The organism is Streptomyces sp. NPDC051582, assembly GCF_040681715.1.
GTDB lineage: Bacteria > Actinomycetota > Actinomycetes > Streptomycetales > Streptomycetaceae > Streptomyces.
Map to the genome: position 1 here is coordinate 1 of NZ_JBFAZJ010000059.1, position 21,234 is coordinate 21,234.

20 protein-coding genes and 2 pseudogenes are annotated in these 21,234 nt (G+C 72.3%); 10 read left to right on the top strand and 12 right to left on the bottom strand.

Features of this window, described 5'->3' with window-relative positions; genetic code table 11:
* Nucleotides 1–169 precede the first annotated feature (169 nt).
* Together AB0M92_RS37855 and AB0M92_RS37860 are read right to left on the bottom strand one after the other, a co-directional pair.
* A complete protein-coding gene (locus tag AB0M92_RS37855) occupies nt 170–349 on the bottom strand; it encodes a hypothetical protein (RefSeq protein ID WP_366106924.1) in 180 nt (59 codons plus the stop codon).
* A gap of 56 nt (nt 350–405) precedes the next feature.
* On the bottom strand, nt 406–594 hold the full coding sequence (locus tag AB0M92_RS37860) for a hypothetical protein (protein ID WP_366106925.1): 189 nt from the start codon (nt 592–594) through the stop codon (nt 406–408).
* Nucleotides 595–851: 257 nt separating this feature from the next.
* Here AB0M92_RS37860 and AB0M92_RS37865 point away from each other — a divergent pair, with 257 nt between their 5' ends.
* Nucleotides 852–1,364, top strand: a complete 513-nt coding sequence (locus AB0M92_RS37865; protein WP_366106926.1) for a TspO/MBR family protein — start codon at nt 852–854, stop codon at nt 1,362–1,364.
* Nucleotides 1,365–1,637: 273 nt separating this feature from the next.
* On the opposite strand, the gene AB0M92_RS37870 is transcribed toward AB0M92_RS37865, so the two are convergent.
* Nucleotides 1,638–1,802, bottom strand: a complete 165-nt coding sequence (locus AB0M92_RS37870) for a hypothetical protein (protein WP_366106927.1) — start codon at nt 1,800–1,802, stop codon at nt 1,638–1,640.
* A 663-nt stretch (nt 1,803–2,465) separates the two neighbouring features.
* On the opposite strand from AB0M92_RS37870, the gene AB0M92_RS37875 reads away from it, so the two are divergent.
* Entirely contained in the window at nt 2,466–3,410 is a 945-nt protein-coding gene (locus tag AB0M92_RS37875; protein ID WP_366106928.1) for an oxidoreductase, read from the top strand.
* An 85-nt stretch (nt 3,411–3,495) separates the two neighbouring features.
* Here the strand turns inward: AB0M92_RS37875 and AB0M92_RS37880 are convergent, their stop codons facing one another.
* Both AB0M92_RS37880 and AB0M92_RS37885 read right to left on the bottom strand, forming a co-directional pair.
* Complete coding sequence (locus AB0M92_RS37880) at nt 3,496–4,506, bottom strand: zinc-binding dehydrogenase (protein WP_366106929.1); 1,011 nt, start codon at nt 4,504–4,506, stop codon at nt 3,496–3,498.
* Nucleotides 4,507–4,686: 180 nt separating this feature from the next.
* Nucleotides 4,687–5,673: a chlorophyllase gene (locus tag AB0M92_RS37885; RefSeq protein WP_366106930.1), complete on the bottom strand. Its 987-nt coding sequence runs from the start codon at nt 5,671–5,673 to the stop codon at nt 4,687–4,689.
* Between the two features lie 613 nt (nt 5,674–6,286).
* On the opposite strand from AB0M92_RS37885, the gene AB0M92_RS37890 reads away from it, so the two are divergent.
* The 3 genes and pseudogenes from AB0M92_RS37890 to AB0M92_RS37900 all read left to right on the top strand — a co-directional run bounded on the left by AB0M92_RS37890 (nt 6,287) and on the right by AB0M92_RS37900 (nt 9,082).
* Nucleotides 6,287–7,114 carry a multicopper oxidase family protein gene (locus AB0M92_RS37890; RefSeq protein WP_366106931.1) on the top strand — a complete coding sequence of 276 codons (828 nt, stop codon included), beginning with the start codon at nt 6,287–6,289 and terminating at the stop codon, nt 7,112–7,114.
* 131 nt (nt 7,115–7,245) lie between these two features.
* A pseudogene (locus AB0M92_RS37895) lies at nt 7,246–7,491 on the top strand (multicopper oxidase domain-containing protein); the annotation flags it as partial.
* 354 nt (nt 7,492–7,845) lie between these two features.
* Nucleotides 7,846–9,082 (top strand): annotated as a pseudogene (locus AB0M92_RS37900) (bifunctional adenosylcobinamide kinase/adenosylcobinamide-phosphate guanylyltransferase).
* A gap of 94 nt (nt 9,083–9,176) precedes the next feature.
* On the opposite strand, the gene AB0M92_RS37905 reads toward AB0M92_RS37900, so the two are convergent.
* A complete protein-coding gene (locus AB0M92_RS37905; RefSeq protein WP_366106932.1) occupies nt 9,177–9,593 on the bottom strand; it encodes an ATP-binding protein in 417 nt (138 codons plus the stop codon).
* A gap of 101 nt (nt 9,594–9,694) precedes the next feature.
* Between AB0M92_RS37905 and AB0M92_RS37910 the strand changes: the two genes are divergently transcribed.
* Nucleotides 9,695–10,039, top strand: a complete 345-nt coding sequence (locus AB0M92_RS37910) for a peptide ligase PGM1-related protein (RefSeq protein ID WP_366106933.1) — start codon at nt 9,695–9,697, stop codon at nt 10,037–10,039.
* Entirely contained in the window at nt 10,036–10,215 is a 180-nt protein-coding gene (locus AB0M92_RS37915) for a hypothetical protein (protein WP_366106934.1), read from the top strand. Before AB0M92_RS37910 ends, AB0M92_RS37915 begins: the two co-directional genes overlap by 4 nt.
* Before the next feature lie 51 nt (nt 10,216–10,266).
* Here AB0M92_RS37915 and AB0M92_RS37920 read toward each other — a convergent pair whose 3' ends face one another.
* Nucleotides 10,267–13,014: a M4 family metallopeptidase gene (locus AB0M92_RS37920; RefSeq protein ID WP_366106935.1), complete on the bottom strand. Its 2,748-nt coding sequence runs from the start codon at nt 13,012–13,014 to the stop codon at nt 10,267–10,269.
* A gap of 257 nt (nt 13,015–13,271) precedes the next feature.
* Between AB0M92_RS37920 and AB0M92_RS37925 the strand changes: the two genes are divergently transcribed.
* Entirely contained in the window at nt 13,272–14,225 is a 954-nt protein-coding gene (locus tag AB0M92_RS37925) for a hypothetical protein (RefSeq protein WP_366106936.1), read from the top strand.
* 226 nt (nt 14,226–14,451) lie between these two features.
* Complete coding sequence (locus tag AB0M92_RS37930; RefSeq protein WP_366106937.1) at nt 14,452–15,660, top strand: NupC/NupG family nucleoside CNT transporter; 1,209 nt, start codon at nt 14,452–14,454, stop codon at nt 15,658–15,660.
* Nucleotides 15,661–15,675: 15 nt separating this feature from the next.
* On the opposite strand, the gene AB0M92_RS37935 is transcribed toward AB0M92_RS37930, so the two are convergent.
* Both AB0M92_RS37935 and AB0M92_RS37940 read right to left on the bottom strand, forming a co-directional pair.
* Nucleotides 15,676–15,888 carry a hypothetical protein gene (locus tag AB0M92_RS37935; RefSeq protein WP_366106938.1) on the bottom strand — a complete coding sequence of 71 codons (213 nt, stop codon included), beginning with the start codon at nt 15,886–15,888 and terminating at the stop codon, nt 15,676–15,678.
* A gap of 168 nt (nt 15,889–16,056) precedes the next feature.
* The gene (locus AB0M92_RS37940; protein ID WP_366106939.1) at nt 16,057–16,572 is read right to left on the bottom strand and encodes a VOC family protein; all 516 of its coding nucleotides are present in this window, start codon (nt 16,570–16,572) and stop codon (nt 16,057–16,059) included.
* 295 nt (nt 16,573–16,867) lie between these two features.
* Here AB0M92_RS37940 and AB0M92_RS37945 point away from each other — a divergent pair, with 295 nt between their 5' ends.
* Nucleotides 16,868–18,604 (top strand): carbamoyltransferase N-terminal domain-containing protein, encoded by a 1,737-nt coding sequence (locus AB0M92_RS37945; protein ID WP_366106940.1) that lies wholly within the window; start codon nt 16,868–16,870, stop codon nt 18,602–18,604.
* 144 nt (nt 18,605–18,748) lie between these two features.
* On the opposite strand, the gene AB0M92_RS37950 is transcribed toward AB0M92_RS37945, so the two are convergent.
* The 3 genes from AB0M92_RS37950 to AB0M92_RS37960 all read right to left on the bottom strand — a co-directional run bounded on the left by AB0M92_RS37950 (nt 18,749) and on the right by AB0M92_RS37960 (nt 21,049).
* A complete protein-coding gene (locus tag AB0M92_RS37950; RefSeq protein WP_366106941.1) occupies nt 18,749–19,516 on the bottom strand; it encodes an NPP1 family protein in 768 nt (255 codons plus the stop codon).
* Between the two features lie 169 nt (nt 19,517–19,685).
* Nucleotides 19,686–20,354, bottom strand: a complete 669-nt coding sequence (locus tag AB0M92_RS37955) for a hypothetical protein (protein ID WP_366106942.1) — start codon at nt 20,352–20,354, stop codon at nt 19,686–19,688.
* A gap of 314 nt (nt 20,355–20,668) precedes the next feature.
* Nucleotides 20,669–21,049: a hypothetical protein gene (locus tag AB0M92_RS37960; RefSeq protein WP_366106943.1), complete on the bottom strand. Its 381-nt coding sequence runs from the start codon at nt 21,047–21,049 to the stop codon at nt 20,669–20,671.
* Nucleotides 21,050–21,234 lie beyond the last annotated feature (185 nt).

A 21,234-nucleotide genomic window follows, 5' to 3' on the forward strand; every position in this document is an offset into this window, starting at 1 on the left:
CCGCGCCCCCCCCCCCCCCCTCCCCGGCGGCGCGTGGCCGTCTGGCGCGCGGGGCGGCGGGGGGGGGGGCGGCCCCCCCCCCCCCCACCACGTTCAGGCACCGGTCCACACGGATGCACCACCGTTTCCGGGTGCCGGCCGCGCGGATCGGTGCCTTCGACGGAAGGCCTCAGCGCGCGGCGCGCCGAGGGCCCCCGGGAACGGCTGATCTGGTGAAGCAGTTCCAACCGCAGACGCAGGCCCGCTTGTCGGTGCCGTGCGACCGGCCGCCGCCGGGACGGATCTCCATGCTGAGCGGGGCCGTACGGGTACGGGTGTCCGTTACGCCGACGTGGTGGGGTGTGTTCATGACGGTCTCCTCGTGGCTGTCGGTGCTGGGGTGGATGCCCTTGTGCGGATCGGCCGTTACGACCGGTGCAGCTTGGCGGGCCCGGACGAGACCCGCGTGAGGCAGCCGTGGGCACACAGGGCCCCGCATGCGCCCTTGCGCAGGGTGAGGTCCGCGAGCGCCTTCCAGCTGGGCAGCGGTGTCAGGGTGAGGCCGTCGGCGTCGTAGCCGGATCCGGTGGTGCTGTAGGTGGCGGTGGTGTTCATGATTCCTCCCTCGCAGCGTGGGTTTCGATCCCCACCAGCACACCATCGGGCCGCTGCACCGACTGTCCTGTATACGGACGATTCCCCGGACGACGTGCGGCGCCGGTCTCGGGCGCCGGCGAACGACTCGTCCGGGTCCGGTGCACCGGCGGGCGGCCCGGACCCTTCGCGCACCGAGCGGGGAGGATCGCATCCGGGGAGGCGGCCGCTGCGGAAGTACACAGTGACCGCACTTCCCCGCCGCCCCGGAGTCCCCGATGTCAGGACCAGGACCGGTACCACCCGGCACACGTGAGGAGGGTGCCCGGGCGCCGGCCGCCCTGGCGGGATTCCTGGTCCTCACCTACGCGGTGGCGGCACTGGGCGCGCTGGCCTCCTCCGACGCGGCCGACGTGTACGCGGCCCTGGACCGCCCGGTCTGGGCTCCGCCCGCCTGGCTCTTCGGCCCGGTCTGGACCGTCCTCTACGGCACCGTTGCCGTGGCGGGCTGGCTCGTGTGGCGGCACACCGGGGGCCGTACGAGGCGGCGGGCGCTGTCCTGGTGGGGCCTCCAGCTGGCCCTCAACCTCGCCTGGACCCCGCTGTTCTTCGGGGTGCGGCAATACGGCCTCGCGCTGCTGGACCTCCTGCTGCTGGTCACGGCCCTGCTCGTCACCATCCGCCTCTTCCACCGCGGACACCGGGTCGCCGCCTTCCTCCTCGTGCCCTACCTGGCATGGGTCTGCTTCGCGACGGTCCTCAACGCCGTCCTCTGGAAGGCGAACACCTGAGCCCCCGCGCCGGAACTTCGCGCCCTGGCCGGTCGCCTCGCCGAAGGCGCGGGCCTGTACGCGGCGTACTGCTGGACGCAGCGCTGCTCGACCGGGTGCAGGGTGCCACCGAAGAAGTGGCTGGCCGAGGCCGGACCGGCGGTGGCGAGGAGCGCCGCGGCGCAGACTGCGGGGACCGAGGCGGCGGCGGAGAGCCGAGGCGGGTGTGGAGCGAGCCATGGCTGCCGCCCCGTGTGGGGGCGGCAGCCAGGGCGGGTTGTGAAGTGCCGCGGGCTACGGGTGGAAGTTGTCACCGCCCTTCTGGGAGAGGGCGAGGACCGTGTTGCCGCCGTTCGGCGTCTGCGCCGCACGGAGCTCCTTGCCGCCGTTCGCGAACGTCGTGGCGCTCAGTTCGGGTCGGCTGTGGCCGGTGTTCAGCGAGGTGTTCGCCGTCTTCACTGCGGAGGTGGAGTGAGGAGCGGCGCTGGCGATGGTGACGGTGCCGGCGACGCCGAGGGCGGCGAGGGCGAGTCCGGCGGTGGCGACGGTTCGGGTGATGCGCAGGGTTCAGGTCCTCCGGGACGGTGGGGTCCGTCGGTGCCGCACCAAGGTGTGGCGGACCCCAGGGGATGGGGGGGGCTTGATCTGTTGTGCACCGACACCTCCACGAAACCCCCGCCGGGGCGGCTCCCGCGTCCTGCGATCGGACCGCACGGTGATGAACGACCGTGCACGGCGGCTCCACCACCGGACCGGTGCCGGTGAGGGCTCGCTGACGTCAAGGGAGCGGCGTGCCGGAAGGGGGACCCGGTGTGCGCCGGACGCCCGGTCCGGGCCGAACGGGCCCCGTGCGCGAGCCTCGTCCCCGGATTCGTCCGTTGGGGGCACGGCACGGCACGGCAGGGCGAGGCACGGCGCGACGCGGCGCGGCGCCCGGCCGCGGCCGGGCACGGCCCTGCGGCCCCGGGCGATCGACGCGTCGGCGCAGAGAAGGGCCATGTCCTTTGCGCGGCCGGGCCGCAGGACCGGTCCGCTCGTCCGCCGGCCGTCCGATGGGACGACAGCCGGACGGCCGCCGCCCGCCTAAGGTGTTGCGGCCAGACCCGAGAAGGAGGTCGTCCAATGACGTGGGATCCGCGGGCCCTGCCCGCTCAGCACGGCCGAACTGCCGTGATCACAGGGGGGAATGCCGGGATCGGCTATCACGTGGCCGAGCAACTGGCCCGGGCCGGGGCGCGCGTGGTGCTCGCCGCCCGCAGCCCCGAACGCACCCGTACCGCCCTCGACGCGCTGCGGACCGCCGTACCGGACGCCTCCGTCACCGACGTCCGACTGGACCTCGCCGACCTGGACTCCGTCCGCAGGGCGGCCGAACAGCTCACCGCGGCCGGGCCGGTGGACCTGCTGGTCACCAACGCCGGGGTCACCGCCGCCACTCGGCGCGCCAAAACCGTGCAGGGACACGAGCTGATGTTCGGCACGAACCACCTCGGGCACTTCGCGTTCACCCTGCTGCTGGCCCCCGCCCTGGCCGCTTCCCCGAGCGCGCGGGTCGTCTCACTCGGCAGCCTCACGCACACCCGTGCCCGGATAGACTTCGACGACCTGCAAAGCAGCCGCGACTACCGCTCGATGACCGCCTACGGGCGGTCCAAACTCGCGGTGCTCCTCTTCGCGACCGAGCTGGACCGGCGACTGCGTGCGCAGGGCAGTACGGTCGTCAGCCTGGCCGCCCACCCCGGCTGGGCCGTCCAGGGCCTGACCCCGGCCCGCCCCCCGCTCTGGGAGCCGGGCGTGTCCGACTTCCTGAGGGCCGCGCCGCTCGGGCTGCTCGCCCAGGGCAAGGACCGGGGCGCGTGGCCCGTGGTTCGGGCCGCCACCGACCCGGCGGCGCTCGGCGGTCAGTACTACGGGCCGTCCGGCCCAGGACGGCTGAAAGGTTTCCCCACGTTGCAGAGCCTCGCCGGACAGGCCCACGACGGTGCGGCGGCAGCGCGCCTGTGGGCGGCTTCCGAGGAACTCACCGGAGTCACCTGGACCGGCTTCCACGCCCCGTACGGCGGGTGAAGCGGTCGCCGCGGCGGTGCTCGCCCGCCGCCGTCCCGCCGTCCCGCCGCCGGTCACCCGCCGCCGCCCCGTCGCCGGCCGCAGGTCAAGGCTTGAGGATCAGCCGGATCGGGCTTCCCCGCTTGCTCTCCAGGGCCTCGACGGCGCGTGCGGCGTCGGCCAGGGGGAAGACCCCGCTGACCGAGGCGGAGAGGTCCAGGCGACCCCTGCTCACGAGGCCGACGAGTTCGGCGAGGTCCTCCGGTCGCGACCCGTAATGACCCATGACCTGTTGTCCGAAGCGGCAGAACCAGGTGCTGTCCTTGACGGTGAGCGGTTGGTCGGTGAGCCCCACGAGCACGAGTTTCCCCCGGTCCGAGAGGCTGCCGAGGGCCTGGTCCCGCGCCGCCGGGACTCCCGCGAAGTCGAAGGCGGTGGAGATTCCCTGTGCGCCGGCGACAGCACGGAGGCCGGCGCCGAACTCCGGGTCGGCCGGGTCGAGGGCGGCGTCCGCTCCGAGCCGCAGGGCGCGATCACGCGCCTCGGCGATCGGATCGACCGCGATGATCGGACATGCCCCGACGAGCCGCAGCAGCTGGACGGCGTGGGCTCCGAGCCCTCCGACCCCCCACACGCCCACCGCCTCCGCGGGGCGCACCGCGGCGCGGGAGGTGATGGCCGCCCAGGGGGTGGAGACGGCGTCGGGAATGATGCAGGCCTGCTCGAACGGGATCTCGGACGGGAGGCTCACCACCGCGTCGGCGGCGGCGAGGGCGTATTCCGCCCAGCCTCCGTCACAGTTCACCCCCCGGGTGCAGCGGACCCCGTCGCGGAGTTCACCGGCCTGGAGGACGACGTGATCACCGGTGCCCAGCCCGGTCACGCCTTCACCGAGGGAGTGGATCACCCCGGCGGTCTCGTGCCCCAGCGTCACCTTGTCGCCCGAGAGCGGGCGCGCCCGGAGCATGCCCTGGATGAGATGGACGTCCGACAGGCAGACGCCGGCCGCCCGTACCTGGACCAGCACCTGTCCCGGACCGGGCGCGGGCACGGGCACTTCCTCGACGGTGAGACCGCCACCTTCGACGGGCAGCCGTGCGGCCAGCATCGTCTCCATGCCTGCGCTCCTTCCGAACGGGGTCGATCCTCTTTCGAGTGAAGCGCCTCGCGGCAGCGGCGCAAATCGACGGCCCGGGGCGAGGGGAGGGTCCATCCGTGTGCGGCACCGGCAGGCGCCACAGCGCCCGCCGGGAGGTGTTGCCCCGCATTTCGACGAGCCGGGAGCCGCCGTGGCCGCCTACTTCGACTCGACGCGTCCGGACGAGCCGGCCCCGGTCGTCAGTGCCTCGCACGCGGCCTGCCAGGCGCGGTCGCCGGGCTGGAACCGGGTGCGCAGGTAGGCCGAGGTGAGACGGGCGAGGGCGGCGACCCGCTCGGGACTCTCGTCGGTGGTCTCGTCGGCGTCGTAGCCGGAGATTCCTCCCAGCAGGTGCTCGCCGCCGAACAGGGTGAGCAGGGTCTTGGGTGCGGGGGAGAGCCGGTAGGGGTCGGCATGCCAGTCGGGGCCGACGTCGGTGAAGTGCCGGGAGTCGTCGCGGTCGCCGACGACGACCAGGGCGGGAGTGGCCATCGTGGAGAAGTCGGTGCCGTGGAGGAACGGCACCTTGTCCGCCATCCAACCGGTGAGGATGTCACCGCCTCTGCCCGGTGCGGCCAGCAGCACACCCGCCGTGATCCGGCGGTCGGTCAGGTCCACTTCCTCCCCGGTGTCGGGGTCGGAGCTGCGGGCCCCCAGCAGGAGACCGGCGGTGTGGCCGCCGAGGGAGTGCCCGGCCACCGCGATCTTGTCGTGGTCGATGCGCCCGGCGAGCCGGGGCACGGTCTTCTCGATCTCGTCCAACCGGTCGAGGACGTGGCTCATGTCTTCGGCGCGCGAGCGCCAGAAGAAGGGGGCTCCGGGTGACCCGGCGAGGTGCCGGCTCAGCGTGCCGGAGCTGAGGTGGGTGGGTTGGACGACGACGAATCCGGCCGCCGCCCAGAGATTGGCGAGGGGCGCGTACCCGTTCAGCGAGGAGAGGTTGTTCGAGCCGCCGTGGCCGTGCGAGAGCAGGATGACGGGCAGGCCGGTCCCGGTCACCGGGGCCGTGACACGGACTTGGAGGTCCACTGGCCGTCCGGGCACGGACAGCACCACAGGGCTGTACGAGAGGACGGGTGCGGGCGCGCCGAAACCGGTGTCCGTGTCCGTGTTGATGTCGGTGTCGGTGTCGGTGGATGCCGTCATGACGAGGGGGTCCCTTCTGGAGCCTGGGCAGTTGCCGGTCCCGATCTGGAGAGGGCGAGGCGGTGGCCGGGCGCGGCCGGCCTCGGCCGATCCGAAGCGGAGCAGTGCTCCCTTTAGTATTCGGAGCAGTGTTCCGCTTTGTCAACCGCGCCGGAAGGCCCCTCGCGGCCGCTCCGGTAGCCCGCTCGGGCGCCGAGCCCACCCTGCGGGCATCGCCCAAGCACGGCGCCCGCTCCGACCCGGCGGACCGTGGCCGCCCGGACTCCCGGGTCGTCTTCGACGGCGCCCCCGTCGGCGGGGTGCGCCCTCGCCGAGGCCTGCCGGACCGGCTTGCCGAGGGCCGGGCGGGCGAACTTCCACCGGTCTGCGGCCTGTGTCCCGACCGCCCCTCACCGGGGTGATACCTGAGCCCTGGGACATGGAACGACCGTCGAACCGTGGAGGTACGAACAGAACGCGGCCCCGACTGAAAATGCTCTGGGCGACGGTTGGCCTCGTCTCTGCCTTCACCACGGCCCAGGCGCGCCCCGCCGACGCGTCACTCGTCGACCCCGGGGTACGAACCGACCGGCACCCGTCCGGAAGCCTGGGGCCCCGTTTGCAGGATCCTCCCGTGTACGCGAGCCGCGACGGGCTCCTCGAAGCGTCGATCACGGTGGAGCGCAGGCGCGTGAAGGTCGGCAACCAGATGCTGTACGCACTCACGTACAACGGGCGCTACATGCCCCCCACGCTGAAGGTGCGCCCGGGTGACGTCATCCGGCTCAAGATGAGAAACAACGTGGACCAGGACACCAATCTCCACCTCCACGGAATGCACGTGTCACCGCGGCCCCCGGCCGATGACATCTTCATCGCCATCAAGTACGGCCAGACCTACGACTACACCTACAAGGTGCCGGGCAGTGCGCTGCCGGGCACGTACTGGTACCACTCCCACGCCCACGGATTCTCGGCTCCGCAGGTCGCGGGAGGCGAGTCCGGCGTCCTCATCGTCGACGGTCTGAGGAAGTACCTGCCGCACGACCTGAGGAACATCACCGAGCACGTGGTCGCGCTGAAGGACGATCAGGTCGACGGCGACTCGATCAAGACGTCGCCGCTGAGCATCGGTGCAGCCACCAACAGGACCGTCAACGGGCAGCAGAATCCCGTCATCTCCATGCGGCCGGGTGAGACACAGCTCTGGCGCCTGGCCAACATCGGCGCCAACATCTACTACAAGCTCCACCTCGCCGGCTTCCGGTTCCACGTCATCGCCCAGGACGGTCACCCGGTGCACCGCGTGTACGCGGCGGACAGCCTGGTCATGGCCGCGGCATCCCGGTACGACGTCCTCGCCCAGGCCGGACGTCCCGGGGTGGCCCAGCTGGAGACCCTGCCCTACAACACCGGCCCGCGGGCAACCAGTTCCCGCAGGCGAACCTCGCCACCGTGGTGACCGAGGGCGAGCCGGTGAAGCCCGCCGAGATCCCGGCCACGTTCGGTCCGTTCACGGACCTGACCCACGCGAAGATCGCCGACCGCAAGACGATCACGTACACCGAGAACGCCGCAGGCACCGAGTTCTACATGAACGGCAAGACCTACGACCCCGACCGGATCGACTTCACCTCACACCTCAACACGGTCGAGGAGTGGACCGTGCAGAACAACACCGACGAACAGCACTCCTTCCACGTCCACACCAACCAGTTCCAGCTCATGAGCGTCAACGGGGTTCCGGCCGACCCGTCCCACGGCTGGTACGACACGGTGACCGTGCCCGTCAGAGGATCGATCGTGGTCCGCACGCGCTTCCTCGACTTCACCGGGAGAACGGTCCTCCACTGCCACATCCTCAACCACGAGAACACGGGCATGATGGCCGTTCTCGACATCGTCCGCCCCGGCGCGCCGACAGCACGCCGCCTTCCGGCCACGGCCACGGCCACGGCCACTCCGGTCACGGCAACTGACGCGACCCCGGCGCGTCCGCAGGCCTCGTCGGATCGGTGGCGCAGTGCGCCGGCCGCACAGGTGAGGGCTCGCCGACGAGTCCGGTCCGCCCCGCCCGGGTCCGTTCGGAGGAAGCGGGCAGCAGGGCGGGGCGCGTTCCCTGGAAGGGCCGGTGCGAGGCACCGGCGGGGGAGGGGAGTGCCTCCCCGCCCGCTCCTTCCGGAAGGACCACCCGTGGAACTCACGCTGCTCGGCACCGCCGCCCCCGAAGGTCTGCCCCGACCCGACTGCCCCTGCGCGGCCTGCGCGGCCTCCGTCGGGGCACACGTCCGCGCCGCCACGGCGGTCCTCGTGGACGGGGCCCTGCTCCTCGACGCGACGCCCGGCGCAGTCGAGAGCACCGCTCGGGCCGGGCACGCACCGTCCGGGATCCGCCGGCTGCTGCCGGCCCGGCCACAGGAGGGCGGGGCGGCCGGAGCGCCGCTGCCCGGCCTGCCCCCGCCGCGTCGGCTTTCCGCCGGGCGGGAGCTGGCGGCGGCTTCCGGGCACCGGGTGCGGGCGGTACCCGTCGACGTACCGGGCACCGGGTACGCGGTGACCGGCCCGGACGGCACCCGGGCCCTGTACCTGCCGCCCGGCGCGGCACCCGTCCGACCCGCCACGGGCCCCGGCGGCGCGGACCGGGGGGACCGGGTCGCGCAGCGCCCGTACGAGGTGGTCCTCGCGGACGTGCTGGGCCGCCCGGAGGCGCTGGCCCTGCTGCGGGCCTCCGGCGAGGTCGGCCCCGGCACCGACGTGATCGCGGTGCACCTGGACCACGACGACCCGCTCGGCGCCGAACTGGTCCGCCGCTGCGCGGCGTCCGGCGCCCGGGCCGTGCCGGACGGGACCTCGGTACACGCCGGGCGGCCGGTGCGGGCCCCGGTCGTGCCGCGCCGGACCCTGGTGCTGGGCGGGACCCGCTCGGGGAAGTCCCTCCAGGCGGAGCGCCGCCTGGAGGGACTTCCCGGAGGTGGTGTACGCCGCTACCGGAGGCGCCCGCGACGGGGATGCCGAATGGGCGCTCCGGGTGCGGCTGCACCGGAAGCGGCGTCCCGCCCGCTGGAGCACCGTGGAAACCGGCGAGCTGCTGCCGCTGCTCGCCGAGGACGGTCCGCCACTGCTGGTCGACTGCCTGGCGGCGTGGCTGGCCGACGCGATGGAGCAGGTCGATGCCGGGGACGAGAAGGCCTGGCTGAGCGGAGGCCGCCGGAAACTGCGTGCCCGGTCCGCCGAGCTGGCGGCCGGGGTACGGGCGGCCCGGCGGCGGGTGGTGATGGTCAGCAGTGAGGTGGGTTCGGGGGCCCGGCCCGACGACGCTCGGGAGCGTCGGTACCGCGACGAACTCGGCTGGCTCAACGCGGCGGTGGGCGGGGCCTGCGAGGAGGTGCTCCTGGTGGTCGCCGGGCAGGTGCTGACCCTGAAGGGGTGACCATCCGGCCCCGGAACACCACTACGGCCCCGAAGTACCACTGCGGACCCGAAGTACCACTGCGGACCGCCGACACGCGGCCCCCCCCGCCGGGTCATCCGGTGACGAAGTCTGACCAGACGGCCTTTCCGCCGCCGGACGCGCAGTTCTCGAAGCCCCAGGCGGTGGCCAGGGAGGCCACGATGGCCATGCCCCGTCCGCCGGTGGCCTCCTCCGACTCAGGCCGTACGCGGGGCGTCGCCAGCGGGTCGTCGTCCTCGACCTCGACGCGTACGTGCCTGTCGTCGGCATCGATCCGCAGGCGGAAGACGCCCCCGGTTCCGATGCCGTGGGTGCCGTGCTCGACGGCGTTGGACGCGAGCTCGGACACGCACAGCCGGATGTCGTCGGCGCGGCCCTCGTCCAGGTGCCAGGCGGCCAGGGTCCGGGTGGTGAAGGTGCGGGCCTGCGCCACGGATTCGGGGACGGCGGTGAAGGCGTGCTCTGCGTGTTCGTGCGTGGTCGTGCGCATGGGAATCACATCCGGTCGCGGCCTCGGGCGGGAGCGGTACGCCGGCACACGCGCCCCGGAGCGAGGAAGTCCCTCGGGGGCCTTTCGGTGCCGTCGGTCTCGTGCATGCCATCCAGTGCCCCACACCGGCGGGCCCGGCCGCGTCGTCCGCACGGTGGAAGCCGGGGACGACGGCGCGGCTCCGGGACCCCCGTCACCCCCCTGGTCCGTCCGTTCGGACGGCCGGCGGACCGCGGGGGGCCGGTTCACTGGCAGCGGTCCCGCATTCGCGCCCCGTACCGGGGCCGCGCACCCTGATCGCCTGCGACTACACGCGCCACTGGGGCGCCGTCGAGTACTGCATCGTCGCGGACACCCCCGAAGAGGCCCTGGAGATGGAGCGCGTACTCCTGGAAACCCCGACGGGAGCCTCCGGGCCGGCACGCCCCCGGGGAGGGATCCGATGACGGACTGGACGGTCCGGGGCGCGCCCATCGTGGAAGTGTGCGCCTGCCTGGGCTCGGCCATGGTGGCCAACGCCGTCCTGCGCAACGAGGCCGCGCGGTGGGCAGCCGGAGGCCCGGGGCCCGGGGCTCCGGCGCCAGGGCGGGACCTGCCCCGCCCGGAGGTTCCGCCGGCCTGACCGCCGCGTGATCCGCGGCGTGGCCGGCGGCCCCTCATGTGGCGGTCGGGATCAGCAGGAGCCGGCCGGACGCTCGCGCACCACCAGGTCCGTGGAGCCGGTGGTCGCGTCGAGCCAGGCCACCTGCCGTCCCGCGCCGGCCGCCGGGTAGCTCTGCTCACCGCGGTTGCAGGAGACCCGCTCCCGGCGCGAGCCGTCGGTGGTCAGCTGCCACAGCTTGGGCAGCGACTCGTTGCGGTACCGGGTGTCGGGCGTCTGGGCGACGAGGGTCAGGGCGTCCTGCGAGACCGTCAGGTCGGAGGCGATGAAGGCGCCCGGCTTGTGCTCGTCGCTGACGAGGTAGGCGCCGCGTCCGTCGAGGCCGGAGCTGAGGACCGACATCTGGCCGCTGTCGCCCTCGTCGGTGTCGGCCAGCCAGAACACGTTCTTGCCGTTGATGCCGGTCTGGCCGAGGCCCACGGGCTCGTCGAGCTGCTCGGTCAGGACCGCCTTGCCGGTGGCGAGGTCGACGACCTCGACACCCAGCCGGTACGTGCCGCCCTGCGGGTAGAGCTTCGCGTAGGCGATCTTGTTGTCGCTGATGGACGGCAGGGCGGTCAGGGTGTTCCACTTCCGGCCATCGGTGAAGACCGGGGCCTTGTCGGTGGGGCGCAGGTAGCCGACGTGCCGGCCGCCGAAGACGTCGTACTCCTCGAACACGACCGTGCCCTTGTCCACCCGCAGGCCGGCGACACCGGTCGTCGAGCTGTAGAGGGTTTTGACCGGGCCGCCCGCCACGGGACGGGAGAGGACGTCGACCGAGGTCGGACCGTACGCCGTCCACACGACGGTCTTGCCGTCGGTGGCCGGGGCGGTGTGGTAGCGGCCGTCGTTGGGGCTGATCACCTTCGGCGCGCCCTTGCCGTCCAGGCGCCCGGCGTAGACCGAATAGGGCTCGGAGCCGTCGTCGTTGGACTTGGAGACCGTCCACCAGCCGCGGCCCGCGCCCACACCGGAGTCGGTGGTGTTGAGCTTGCCGAAGAGGCTGTCGCTGTCGACGCCGAGGGCCTGCTCCCAGCCCGCGACGATGCCGTGGGCGTTGAACGACCGCTTGACCGTGTTCTGCTGGCCGGCGCTCGCGCCGAGCGCCTTGGCTGCGGCGAGCACCGCGCCCCGGGCCTCGGTGAACCCGTCGATCGGCGTCATGTACTCGGTCACGGCCTTGTAGACGATCTTGTCGGCCAGCGCCCCGCCGAGGTCCTCGCGCATGTCCCACAGCGCGCCGGAGAAGATCGTCGAGTTGAGGTGCACACCGCCGTTGTCGGTGGCGAACGACACGCCCAGGAAGCTCTTGGAGGTGGTGGCCCCGTCGTTGAGGTCGCGCAGCGCGCAGTCGGCGCCCTTCTTGGTCCGGCACAGGTTCTCGCCGATGAGACCGGCCGAGGGGTCCGTCATCGGCGTCCCGTTCGCGGTGACGTCGATGGCGTTGCCGAAGTAGTCGGCCAGGGCCTCGTTCAGGGCGCCGGACTGGCCGGCGTAGACCAGGTTCGCCGAGTGTTCGATGACCCCGTGGGTCATCTCGTGGCCGACGACGTCCGTGTCGGACGACATCGGCTTGTACTCGGAGTCGCCGTTGCCGTAGACCATCTTGGTGCCGTCCCAGAACGCGTTGGCGTACGGGAGGCCGTAGTACGTCACGCCCACCAGCGAGTTGACGGCGCCGCCGTTGCCGTCAAGGCTGTCGCGGCCGAGGTTCTTCTTGTAGAAGTCGTAGACCTGACCCGCGTTCCAGTGGGCGTCCACGGCGCCCGAGTCCGTCGCGGCGGAGTCGAAGGCGGTACCCGGTGAGGTGAACATCTTGATACCGGAGGGCCAGGTCCCCGAGGCCTCGGACACCGACGTGCCGCGGGCGTCCCAGGTGGCCAGCAGGCTCTTGGAACCGGCTCGCATACGGGCGGCGTCCGCCAGCAGGTAGCTGCCGGCCGCCGGGTCGTAGGCGATGTCGAGCGAGGCCGCCGAGCCGTCGAGGCGGGTACCGGATCCGGTCTCGGGGAACAGGTTCGCGGGGGCGGCCGGAGGGCCGTCCGCCGTCGGGCCGCTGGCGGCCGCGCCCGCTGTCCGGGCTCCGGGGGCCGTCATGGTCTTCAGCGCGCTGTACTGGAGCGCGGGGTAGCCCGAGCGGGCGTCGACGTAGACCTCGTCCACGACCGGGGCGCCGGTACCGGGCGCGGTGCCGCGCACGGTGACCCGGTAGGCGAGGATGCCCGCGCCCTTGGGCAGCACGACGAGACCCTTGGCCTCACCGGTCATGCCGGTGGCCGCCGGGTCACCGGATTCGGACTTCGGGGCCCGGCCCTTGTCGAGGGCCGAGCCGAGCCGGCGGGCGGTGGCGGCCACCGCGCGGCGGACCGCGACGTCCTCGGTGACCTGCGGGGTCACGTCGGTGCTCAGGGCCGTGAAGTAGTGCCCCGAGGTGCCGGTGACCACCCGCTTGCCGTCCTGCTTCTGCATGCGTACGACGTACTGGCCGCCCAGGACGTCGACACCCCGGTGCTTCTGCTGGAGCCGGACCGTCTCCCCGGTCGAGCCGGTGGTGGTCGTCGCGAGCGGGACGAGGTCCTGGCCCGCCCGCGGGATCTTGTAGCGGCCCTGGTGGGAGTCGAGGTGCCGGCGCGCCGCGTCGGCCGGGGCGGCCTTCGCGTCCACGGCCTCGTGGAGGCCTTCGACGAGGACCGGGGTCGCGGTGTCCTGGCCGGGGACGGCGTTCACGGGGTTCGCGTCGGGGTCGACGGCCCACGCCGGTGATGCCTGCAAGGTCATTGCGGCGGCCAGCAGAACGGCAGTTCCTGCGGCGGTACGTAGTTCTTTGCGCCATATCCTTCGTGCGGCAGGGGTGTGTGCCGGTGAACCTGCGCTGAACTTGGGCAAGGGGTCTCCTCAACCGTGGGTGCCTGGTGCATTGCTGTGAGTGGCCGCAATGCAATCGCCACGGAGCCCTGCGGACCAGAGCCGGGCCCGCCTCAGAACTGGCCATGCACACTTGTGAGGGCTCTGTGAAGGCGGTCAGAATCCCCGGCATGATCGAAACCGACCCGGACGACCGCACCCCGCCCGGCAGGCAGCGCGGCAGCAGCGCGATGTCACGCACGACCGCCGATCCGGCCGCCGCACTGCGGGCACTGGTGCGGCGCCGCCAGGCGCTCCTCCACCAGGAGTCCGCGGACCTGGATTCCCTGCGCTCCTACGCCGACCGTCTGGCCGACCGGCTCCCACCGCACCCGTCCTCGCCCCCGGGGCCCCCGGTGGGCATCGAAGTCGTCACCGGAAGCGATGCCATCGGGGCCCGTATCGACGCCATGCTCGACGCCGCCGAGGGCGAGGTGCTGATCCTCGACCGCGTCGCCCCGGTCGCGCCGGTTGCCCCGGTTGCCCCGGTCGCGCCGGTCGCACCGGCACCCGGCGCGGAGGAGCGGGAGAGGACGGACCGGGCGGTGGACGGGGACGGCATCCGGACCCTGCTCGCCCGCGGGGTCACCGTACGTACGGTCACCGACCGGGGCGGGGCCGACTTCCCGGACCGGGCCAGGGAACTCGTCGCCCTCACCGAACTCGGCCTCCAGGCGCGCGTCGGTTCGCGGCTGCCGACCCGCCTCGTCCTCGTCGACCGCCGGACCTGCCTGCTGCCCCCGCCCAGCTGTGACGGTGAGGGCGCCGACGGCGTGGGCCTGGTGTTCGGCGCGTCGCTGCTGCACCAGGCCGCACTGCCGCTGTTCGAGTCCTTGTGGGACCGCGCGACCCCCGTCGGGAGCTGCGGCAGCCCGCTCACCGCCGACCAGCGCGAACTGCTCGGGCTGCTCGCCTCGGGCCTGAAGGACGAGTCCATCGCGCGCAGGCTCGGGGTGCACGTCCACACCGCCCGCCGGCGCATCACCCGCATGCTGGAGGAACTCGACGCCGACACCCGCTTCCAGGCCGGCGTCCAGGCCGCCATCCGCGGCTGGCTCCACCCCGCCCCTGAGCCGCGCCCCTGAGCCGCGCCCCTGAGCCGCGCCCCTGAACACTGCCCCTGAACCCCGCCCCCGACCCTCCCAAACGGGCGTGTCCTGAGGCTCTCGGCAGGGGTACGTCTCGTAGGTTCGGATCAACCGGTTTGCCCGGCTTTTGATCCACGTGGCCGGCCGGTGTGCGCTCCGTACCCGTCGGCTCGCCACCAGGCCACGAGGGGCCGGCCTCGGCCCGATGGGGAGATCGCGTCCGATGACTCGGCTGCAGGGGCTGCTCGGCCTCATCGTGATCTACGGCTTGTGCTTCGCCATCTCACGGCACCGCCGCCGGATCAACTGGCGGACCCTCGGCATCGGCTTCTGCCTGCAGGTGGGCTTCGCCCTGCTGGTGCTGAAATGGGGACCCGGCCGCGAAGCGCTCCGGGCGTTCGCCGACATGATCGCGAAGCTGATCGGCTACACGACCGCGGGAACGGAGTTCCTCTTCGGCTCGCTGGCCAAGGGCTCGAACGTACCCTTCGCCCTCGGTGTTCTGCCGGTCATCATCTTCCTCGGCGCGCTCGTCGGCCTGCTCTACTACCTCCGCGTCATCCAGTGGGTCGTACAGATCGTCGGCGGCGCGATCTCCTGGCTGCTCAGGACCAGCCGCGTCGAGTCGATCTGGGCCACCACGGTGATCTTCCTCGGGCAGTCCGAGGCGCCGCTGGTCATCGCTCCGTACCTGCGACGCCTCACCCACTCGGAACTGTTCACCTGCATGACCGGCGGCTTCGCCTCCGTGGCCGGCTCCACGCTGGTCGGCTACTCGCTGCTCGGCGCGCCCCTGCCCTACCTGCTGGCGGCGAGCGTCATGAACGCCCCCGCCATGCTGGTCATCGCCAAGGCGATCTATCCGGAGACCGAGGAGGTGGAACAGCAGGGCGACATCCGGGGCGTGCGCGACACCGAGTCGGCCAATGCCATCGACTCGCTCGCCCGCGGCGCGCTCAACGGCGGCCGCCTCGCCGTGATCGTCGGCTGTCTGCTCATCGCCTTCGTGGCGCTCATCGCCCTGGCCAACGGCATCCTCGGCGTCGCCGGAAGCTGGATCGGTGTCGACGACCTGACGTTCCAGCGCGTACTGGGCTGGGTGTTCGCGCCCGTGGCCTGGCTCATCGGGGTGTCCTGGGACGAAGCCACGACGGTGGGCAGCTACCTCGGGCAGAAGCTGGTCATCAACGAGTTCGTCGCCTACGCCTCCTTCGGCCCGGAGATCCCCACCCTCGACGACAAGACCGTGCTCATCACCACCTTCGCCCTCGCCGGCTTCGCCAACTTCAGCTCGATCGCCATCCAGCTCGGCTCCTTCGGCGCGCTGGCCCCCGAACGCCGGCCCGACGTCGCCCGCCTCGGCCTCCTGGCCCTTCTCGCGGGCACCCTGGCCAACCTCAGCAACGCGGCCATCGTCGGCATCGTCGGCTGAGCCGCGTACTCCCGGCTACCCGGCAGGACGCCGCGAAGGCAGCACCGCCGGCCGGGCAGCGGGGCACCACCGCTGTCCGGACCCGTGCCGGGCGTGCGGGAGGCCGGGGTCGAGGCCGAGGGGAGGGCCCGCCTCCTGCGGCTGCTGGGCCGCGCGCAGCAGGTCGAGGGCGGCGCAGGTTTCCTGGACGAAGCCGTGGTTGACGAGTTCGCGTGCGGGGAAGATCATCGAGCGCTTGTCGCGGTTGGCGACGGAGATGAAGGCGCGGGCCCTTGGTGGGCAGGGGGCCGTAGGCGCCGGGCCCCGGCCCCGATCCCGGCCCCGATCCCGGCCCCGATCCCGATCCCGGCCCCGATCCGTTCGCCGATCCGTTCAGAGTTCCCTTCACCGAGCCGCTCATACGGGCGGCTCCACGGGCCACAGGGAGGGGAAATCCCGGCTGTCGCGGTGGGCCGCGCTGCCGTCGTCCATCACGATGGGCTGCGGAACCGGACTGACGAATTCCAGACGCACGCCGTGGAGGTCGTCCTCGTCCGTGAACCAGAGCAGCGTCTTGCCGTCCTCGCCCAGGGCGATGCCGTTGCAGCGCATACCGGCGGCCTCCAGATCCTGCCGGCGCCCCTCCACGTCGGGATGGTCCATGAATCCCAGGTGGTGGATTCCTTCGCCGTGCGAGGCGGAATGCGTGCCCTGCCCGTGGAATTCCATGAGCTCGATGTAGGGAGGACCTTCCTTGGAGAAGGAGATCCGCGCGTCGTGCGGGTGCGGGTGCGGCGCGCTGTCGTCGGCGTAGGTGTCGGTGCGGTAGCGGCCTATTCCGCTGAATCGGTAGCCGGTGGCCTTCTCCCACCGCACGATCGCCGCTTCGAGATCGGCCACGAGGAATCCGATGTGGTGAATGAGTTCTGGCACGGTGCATGGTCCTTTCGTACGAGCCGCACGGAGGCGCCGGGGCGTGTCAGGACCGTAGGGCGGCCGTGACGCCGCCCTTGTCATCCCTTTGGTCCGGGGTGCGGAGGAATCGCGCCGGGGCGGCCGGGCTTGACCGGCGGAGCGGACCTGTCCTCCGGGCTCTCGTCCGCACGGAGGAACCGGCGGTGCGGGGGCCGTCCCTACGGTGATTGCGCCAGTGGCGCCGCGAGGCGTTCCGGTGCCCGGATCGACGGCTCCCCGTCGCCCCCGTCCCCTACGCAAAAGAGAGAAGTCCATGCTGATCTGTGGAATCAAGATGACCCATGACGGCGGGGTCGCCGTCATCGACGGAAACCGCCTCGCATTCAGCGTCGAGATGGAGAAGATAGGGAATCGGCCGCGCTACAGCCCGCTGGACGACCTGGCGCGCGTGGAGGAGATCCTCACGGGCGAAGGGGTCGACCTCGCGAGCGTCGACCGGTTCGTCATCGACGGCTGGTTCGAGGACCCGGTCACGGGGCGTGCGGAAGTCCCCGTCCGGGACGGCGGCTGCACACTGCGCCTCCCCGTCGCCGCGTACGCCGACGAGATGGTCGTCAACGGCTTCCGCGGCGAGAACCCGCTCCTGCACCGCCACCTCACGGACCACAGCTTCTCCCGGGGTACCCACGGATACTCCAGCTACCACCACTCCACCGGGCACGTGCTCGGCTCCTACTGCGCCAGCCCGTTCGCCGCCCGCGGCGAGGAAGCCCTCGTCCTGACCTGGGACGGCGGGGCGACCAGTCGCCTCTACCACGTGGCGCCGAACCCGCCGGAGGTCACCCAGGTCGCCGTGGTCCTTCCGTTCTCGGGGCACATGTTCTCGATCCTCTGTTCCGCCCTGGAGCCGTTCCAGATCAAGAACGCCTCCCTGATCGTGGACGACCCGAACGACCCCGACGTGCAGCTCGGCATCCTCTCGGTCGCCGGAAAGGCCATGGCCTACGCGGCCCTGGGCACGGTCGACGAATCCGCGTTCGGCACCTTCGACGACCTCCTCTCGGCCATCACCCCGACGAACGACGCCGTCGCTCTCGTCAAGCAGGTCCTGCACATCAGGGAGCGGCTCGTCGCCGAACGGGCCGCGCTCTTCCCGGGCATGAGCAGCGCCGACGTCATCGCGACGCTCCAGTCCTACCTCGGGCAGAAGATCCTCGACGAGGTGTCCGTTCAGGTGCGCAAGCACTACCCGGGCTCCCGGCCCAACCTCGCCCTGGCCGGCGGCTGCGCCCTCAACATCAAGTGGAACAGCAGGCTGCGGGCCTCCGGCCTCTTCGGCGAGGTCTGGGCGCCGCCCTTCCCCAACGACTCGGGCGCGGCCATCGGGGCCGCCGCCTGCGCGATGTTCGCCGAGTCCGGCCACAGCCGGCTCGACTGGGACGTGTACAGCGGTCCGCGCCTGACGACGTCCGGGGCCGCACCGGAGGGCTGGCGCGCCACCCCCTGCGACGAGACGCAGCTCGCGCAGCTGCTCGCGACCGAGGGCGAACCGGTCGTGTTCCTCGCCGGGCGGGCCGAGATCGGCCCCCGGGCGCTGGGCGGCCGCAGCCTGCTGGCGCCCGCGACGGACGTCCGCACGAAGGAGCGCCTCAACGAGGTGAAGGGCAGGGCCGGTTACCGCCCGGTCGCCCCGATCTGCCTCACGGAGCGGGCGGCGGAGGTCTTCTCGCCGGGCACCCCCGACCCGTACATGCTCTTCGAGCACAAGATCCGGCCGGAGTGGGCGGACCGCGTCCCGGCCGTCGTGCACCTGGACGGGACCGCACGCCTCCAGACGGTGGACTCCGATGCCGGTACACCCGTCTCCAAGGTGCTGACCGCGTACGAGCGGCTCACCGGTATCCCGGTGCTGTGCAACACGAGCGCCAACATGAACGGCCGCGGCTTCTTCCCCGACGTGGCGACGGCGGCGCAGTGGGGCCGCCTCAACCACATCTGGTCCGACGGCACCCTGTACACGAAGGCCGACCGGGTGTCGTTCGCCGACTGAGTCCCCGCGCCCGGGTGCACGGGCGGGCCGCTCGCCCGGCCCGCGCGCCCGCACGTCCGCTTCCTCCCCGGCGACCTCCGGCGCCCCGGCCGGCCCCGGTCACGTACAGGAGGGCGAGTCAGTCCCTCGGCGCGCGGCCTTCCGTCACGCGTTCGGGTCGAAGGGGATCCCGGCCGGCTCGGCCTTCGCCAGGTGGGAGGCGAACGAGTCGTCGCGCAGCCCGAAGTGCGCACTGCCGAAGTCGGCCGAGGCGAGCTTGTCCCGGAGGTTCGCCGGGTAGCCCTCCCAGCCCACGAGCGTGGGGAACTGCCAGGCCCCGCGGTGGTTCTCGGGGGGCTCGTCGTTCGTGTTCGCCGCCCGGAAGCAATGGGTGCCGATGCCGTCCTTGTGGTAGACGATCTTCGGGTGGGAGCCGTCCCAGCGGATCCGGTCGCGCGCGTGGATCTCGAAGTCGCCGTGCGCAGACGTCGACACGTACTTGGCCTCACCGCCCTGGCTCCACACCACGACGTGCTCCCAGTCGTGACGGTGGCCGCCGAGGCTGACACCGGCGAGGGCCTGGTCCTTCTCGAAGTAGAGCGCGTACACGACCGCGCACCAGCCGTTGTTGCACTTGGCGCGGGAGTAGCCGTTGGTGTTGGCGAGGTCCGAGGCGTCGCGGCAGCTCCCGTTGAGCGCGCCGGTCGGCTTCAGGCCGCCGTTCAGATCCCCGTTCGGGCCGATGGCGGGTGTCGGGTAGCAGCCGTCCGTGTCGTAGTCGTAGGCGGGCTGGAACGTCGACTCCAGGGCGGAGGCGTTGCCGGGCAGGCCCGGGGGCGGGGCCGCGAAGGCCGCCTGGGGGACTGCGATGACCAGGGCGAGGGCGGCTGCGACGACGGCCGCCGATGTCCGTACGCGATGACCCGTTCGCATGCGAGGTCTCCTCGGGGGCGTGGGGGAGGAGCGCACCGGCGGTCTGCCGGTGCGCGCCCGCAGCATCATTGGCGAGCCACGACGTGGCGGCAAGGGGCGGGCACCACTTGTTCCGTCGCCTACGCGTGTAACCAACTCCCTTTCGCCCGAAGAGAATTGATCGAGGTGCCTACGGGAGCTGGTCCTTGAGGGCCTTGGCGAGGGCGCTGGTGCGCTGCCCGTCCCGGGCGGGTGAAGCGGCTTCGGGGGCCCCGATGCCGACGAGCAGGTACGCGTCCCCGTCGCCTTCGAGCTCAAGGTGGACCGAGGAGGCGCTGCCGTTCACGGTGGTGACGGGCGCTGCGCCGGGCTTCGTACTGGTGGCTTGGTGCATGTAGTTCCCCAGCGGGCCCACCTCCACGGCCGCGTACCGCTGCACGACGGGAGTGAGCGGCGAGAGGGCCAGCGGCTTCCCGGTCGCCACGGTGTGGACCTCCACGTCCTCCTCGCCGATGTGGAACACGCAGGTCACCAGCGCACCGGGGTTCCGCCCGAACGGCGAGTCGGGCTTGGTCCGCTTGCCGCCCTCCCCGGTCGCGACGGCGGGTCCGTCGGCCGTCTTCGCCGGTCCGGGGCCGGCCTCCCCGTTCAAGCCGGCGGCCTTCGCGGCCTTGGCGATGTCGTACGGCAGCGGGCAAGTGTCCCGGCCCGCGTCCGGTATCCCGTCCGCGGTCTCCGTCAGCCCGCTCAGACTCAGCGGCTTCGACCCGGAGTCGCCGCCGCAGGCGGTGAGCAGGGCGGCCCCTGCCGCGGCCGCCGCCGCGATCGCCAGTCCGTATCGCACATCCGCACTCTTCACGTGTGAACTCCCCTGTTGGCGGCGGTGGGTGTCCCCGCCGGCAGCAGATGATCCTATCGGTGCGCGGACACACGGTAGGGCCCCGCCATGGCCTCCTACCAGGTACGGGGCCCGGAAGCGGCGGAGTAGACGGCACCGGCCCCACGCCCGTGACACCGGTGGCCCTCGTGGCACCCGTGGCACCCGTGCCATGAGCCGGCTCCCGGTACTGGGTCCAGTACCGGGAGCCGGGGGACGCGAGCGCTCTTGCCGCGCTACTCCGCGAGCGTGCCGGCGCGGACGGCGCCGAACTCGGCGGCGAGGGCTTCGCCGCGTCAGCCGACGGTCTGCGGGACGCGGACCGACCCTCGTGCAACGCCCGCTGGCCGCGCAGCAGCCGCCCCATGAGTGCCGAGGCCCGCTCGATCTCGGCCCCGGTGCCGCATCGTGCGGACCAGGTACTCCACCGGGGTCTCGTTCCCGGCGAAGTAGCGCCGTACGCGACGGCTGTGCAACGCGTCGACCGTCTCGTCCAGGACCACGAGGCGGGTCCCGGCCTGCTCTCCGTGACCCGGGATGACGCCCAGCTCCGGGTTGGCGGGATCGAAGACGTCGCTCGTCACGACGATCTCGTACTCGACCTTCTTCGTGGCCGTCATCGTCCACCGGCCTTCGCCGTCGCCGTCGTCGTGGTCGTGGTCGTGGTCGTGTGCCATGGGGCGGGCCTTCCCGTGGGGTGCGGTCGCGGGGACGCGCTGCGGCGCCGGGTCTCGCGCGTTCCGGAGAACGCTCCTCACGCTAAAGGGTGTTGCAGAAGGCTGAGTTCCGGGCATTTTCCGTGTATGGGTGGGGTGTTGCGGGTTGAGCCGTTGTGGGTGGAGACGTTCACGGGCTTGCGGAT

Excerpts from the sequence above, each read along its gene's own strand:
- AB0M92_RS37855 (WP_366106924.1), bottom strand. The coding sequence starts at position 349 with ATGAACACACCCCACCACGTCGGCGTAACGGACACCCGTACCCGTACG.
- AB0M92_RS37860 (WP_366106925.1), bottom strand. The coding sequence starts at position 594 with ATGAACACCACCGCCACCTACAGCACCACCGGATCCGGCTACGACGCC.
- AB0M92_RS37865 (WP_366106926.1), top strand. The coding sequence starts at position 852 with ATGTCAGGACCAGGACCGGTACCACCCGGCACACGTGAGGAGGGTGCC.
- AB0M92_RS37875 (WP_366106928.1), top strand. The coding sequence starts at position 2,466 with ATGACGTGGGATCCGCGGGCCCTGCCCGCTCAGCACGGCCGAACTGCC.
- AB0M92_RS37880 (WP_366106929.1), bottom strand. The coding sequence starts at position 4,506 with ATGGAGACGATGCTGGCCGCACGGCTGCCCGTCGAAGGTGGCGGTCTC.
- AB0M92_RS37885 (WP_366106930.1), bottom strand. The coding sequence starts at position 5,673 with ATGACGGCATCCACCGACACCGACACCGACATCAACACGGACACGGAC.
- AB0M92_RS37905 (WP_366106932.1), bottom strand. The coding sequence starts at position 9,593 with ATGCGCACGACCACGCACGAACACGCAGAGCACGCCTTCACCGCCGTC.
- AB0M92_RS37915 (WP_366106934.1), top strand. The coding sequence starts at position 10,036 with ATGACGGACTGGACGGTCCGGGGCGCGCCCATCGTGGAAGTGTGCGCC.
- AB0M92_RS37920 (WP_366106935.1), bottom strand. The coding sequence starts at position 13,014 with ATGACCTTGCAGGCATCACCGGCGTGGGCCGTCGACCCCGACGCGAAC.
- AB0M92_RS37925 (WP_366106936.1), top strand. The coding sequence starts at position 13,272 with ATGATCGAAACCGACCCGGACGACCGCACCCCGCCCGGCAGGCAGCGC.
- AB0M92_RS37930 (WP_366106937.1), top strand. The coding sequence starts at position 14,452 with ATGACTCGGCTGCAGGGGCTGCTCGGCCTCATCGTGATCTACGGCTTG.
- AB0M92_RS37935 (WP_366106938.1), bottom strand. The coding sequence starts at position 15,888 with ATGATCTTCCCCGCACGCGAACTCGTCAACCACGGCTTCGTCCAGGAA.
- AB0M92_RS37945 (WP_366106940.1), top strand. The coding sequence starts at position 16,868 with ATGCTGATCTGTGGAATCAAGATGACCCATGACGGCGGGGTCGCCGTC.
- AB0M92_RS37950 (WP_366106941.1), bottom strand. The coding sequence starts at position 19,516 with ATGCGAACGGGTCATCGCGTACGGACATCGGCGGCCGTCGTCGCAGCC.
- AB0M92_RS37960 (WP_366106943.1), bottom strand. The coding sequence starts at position 21,049 with ATGGCACACGACCACGACCACGACCACGACGACGGCGACGGCGAAGGC.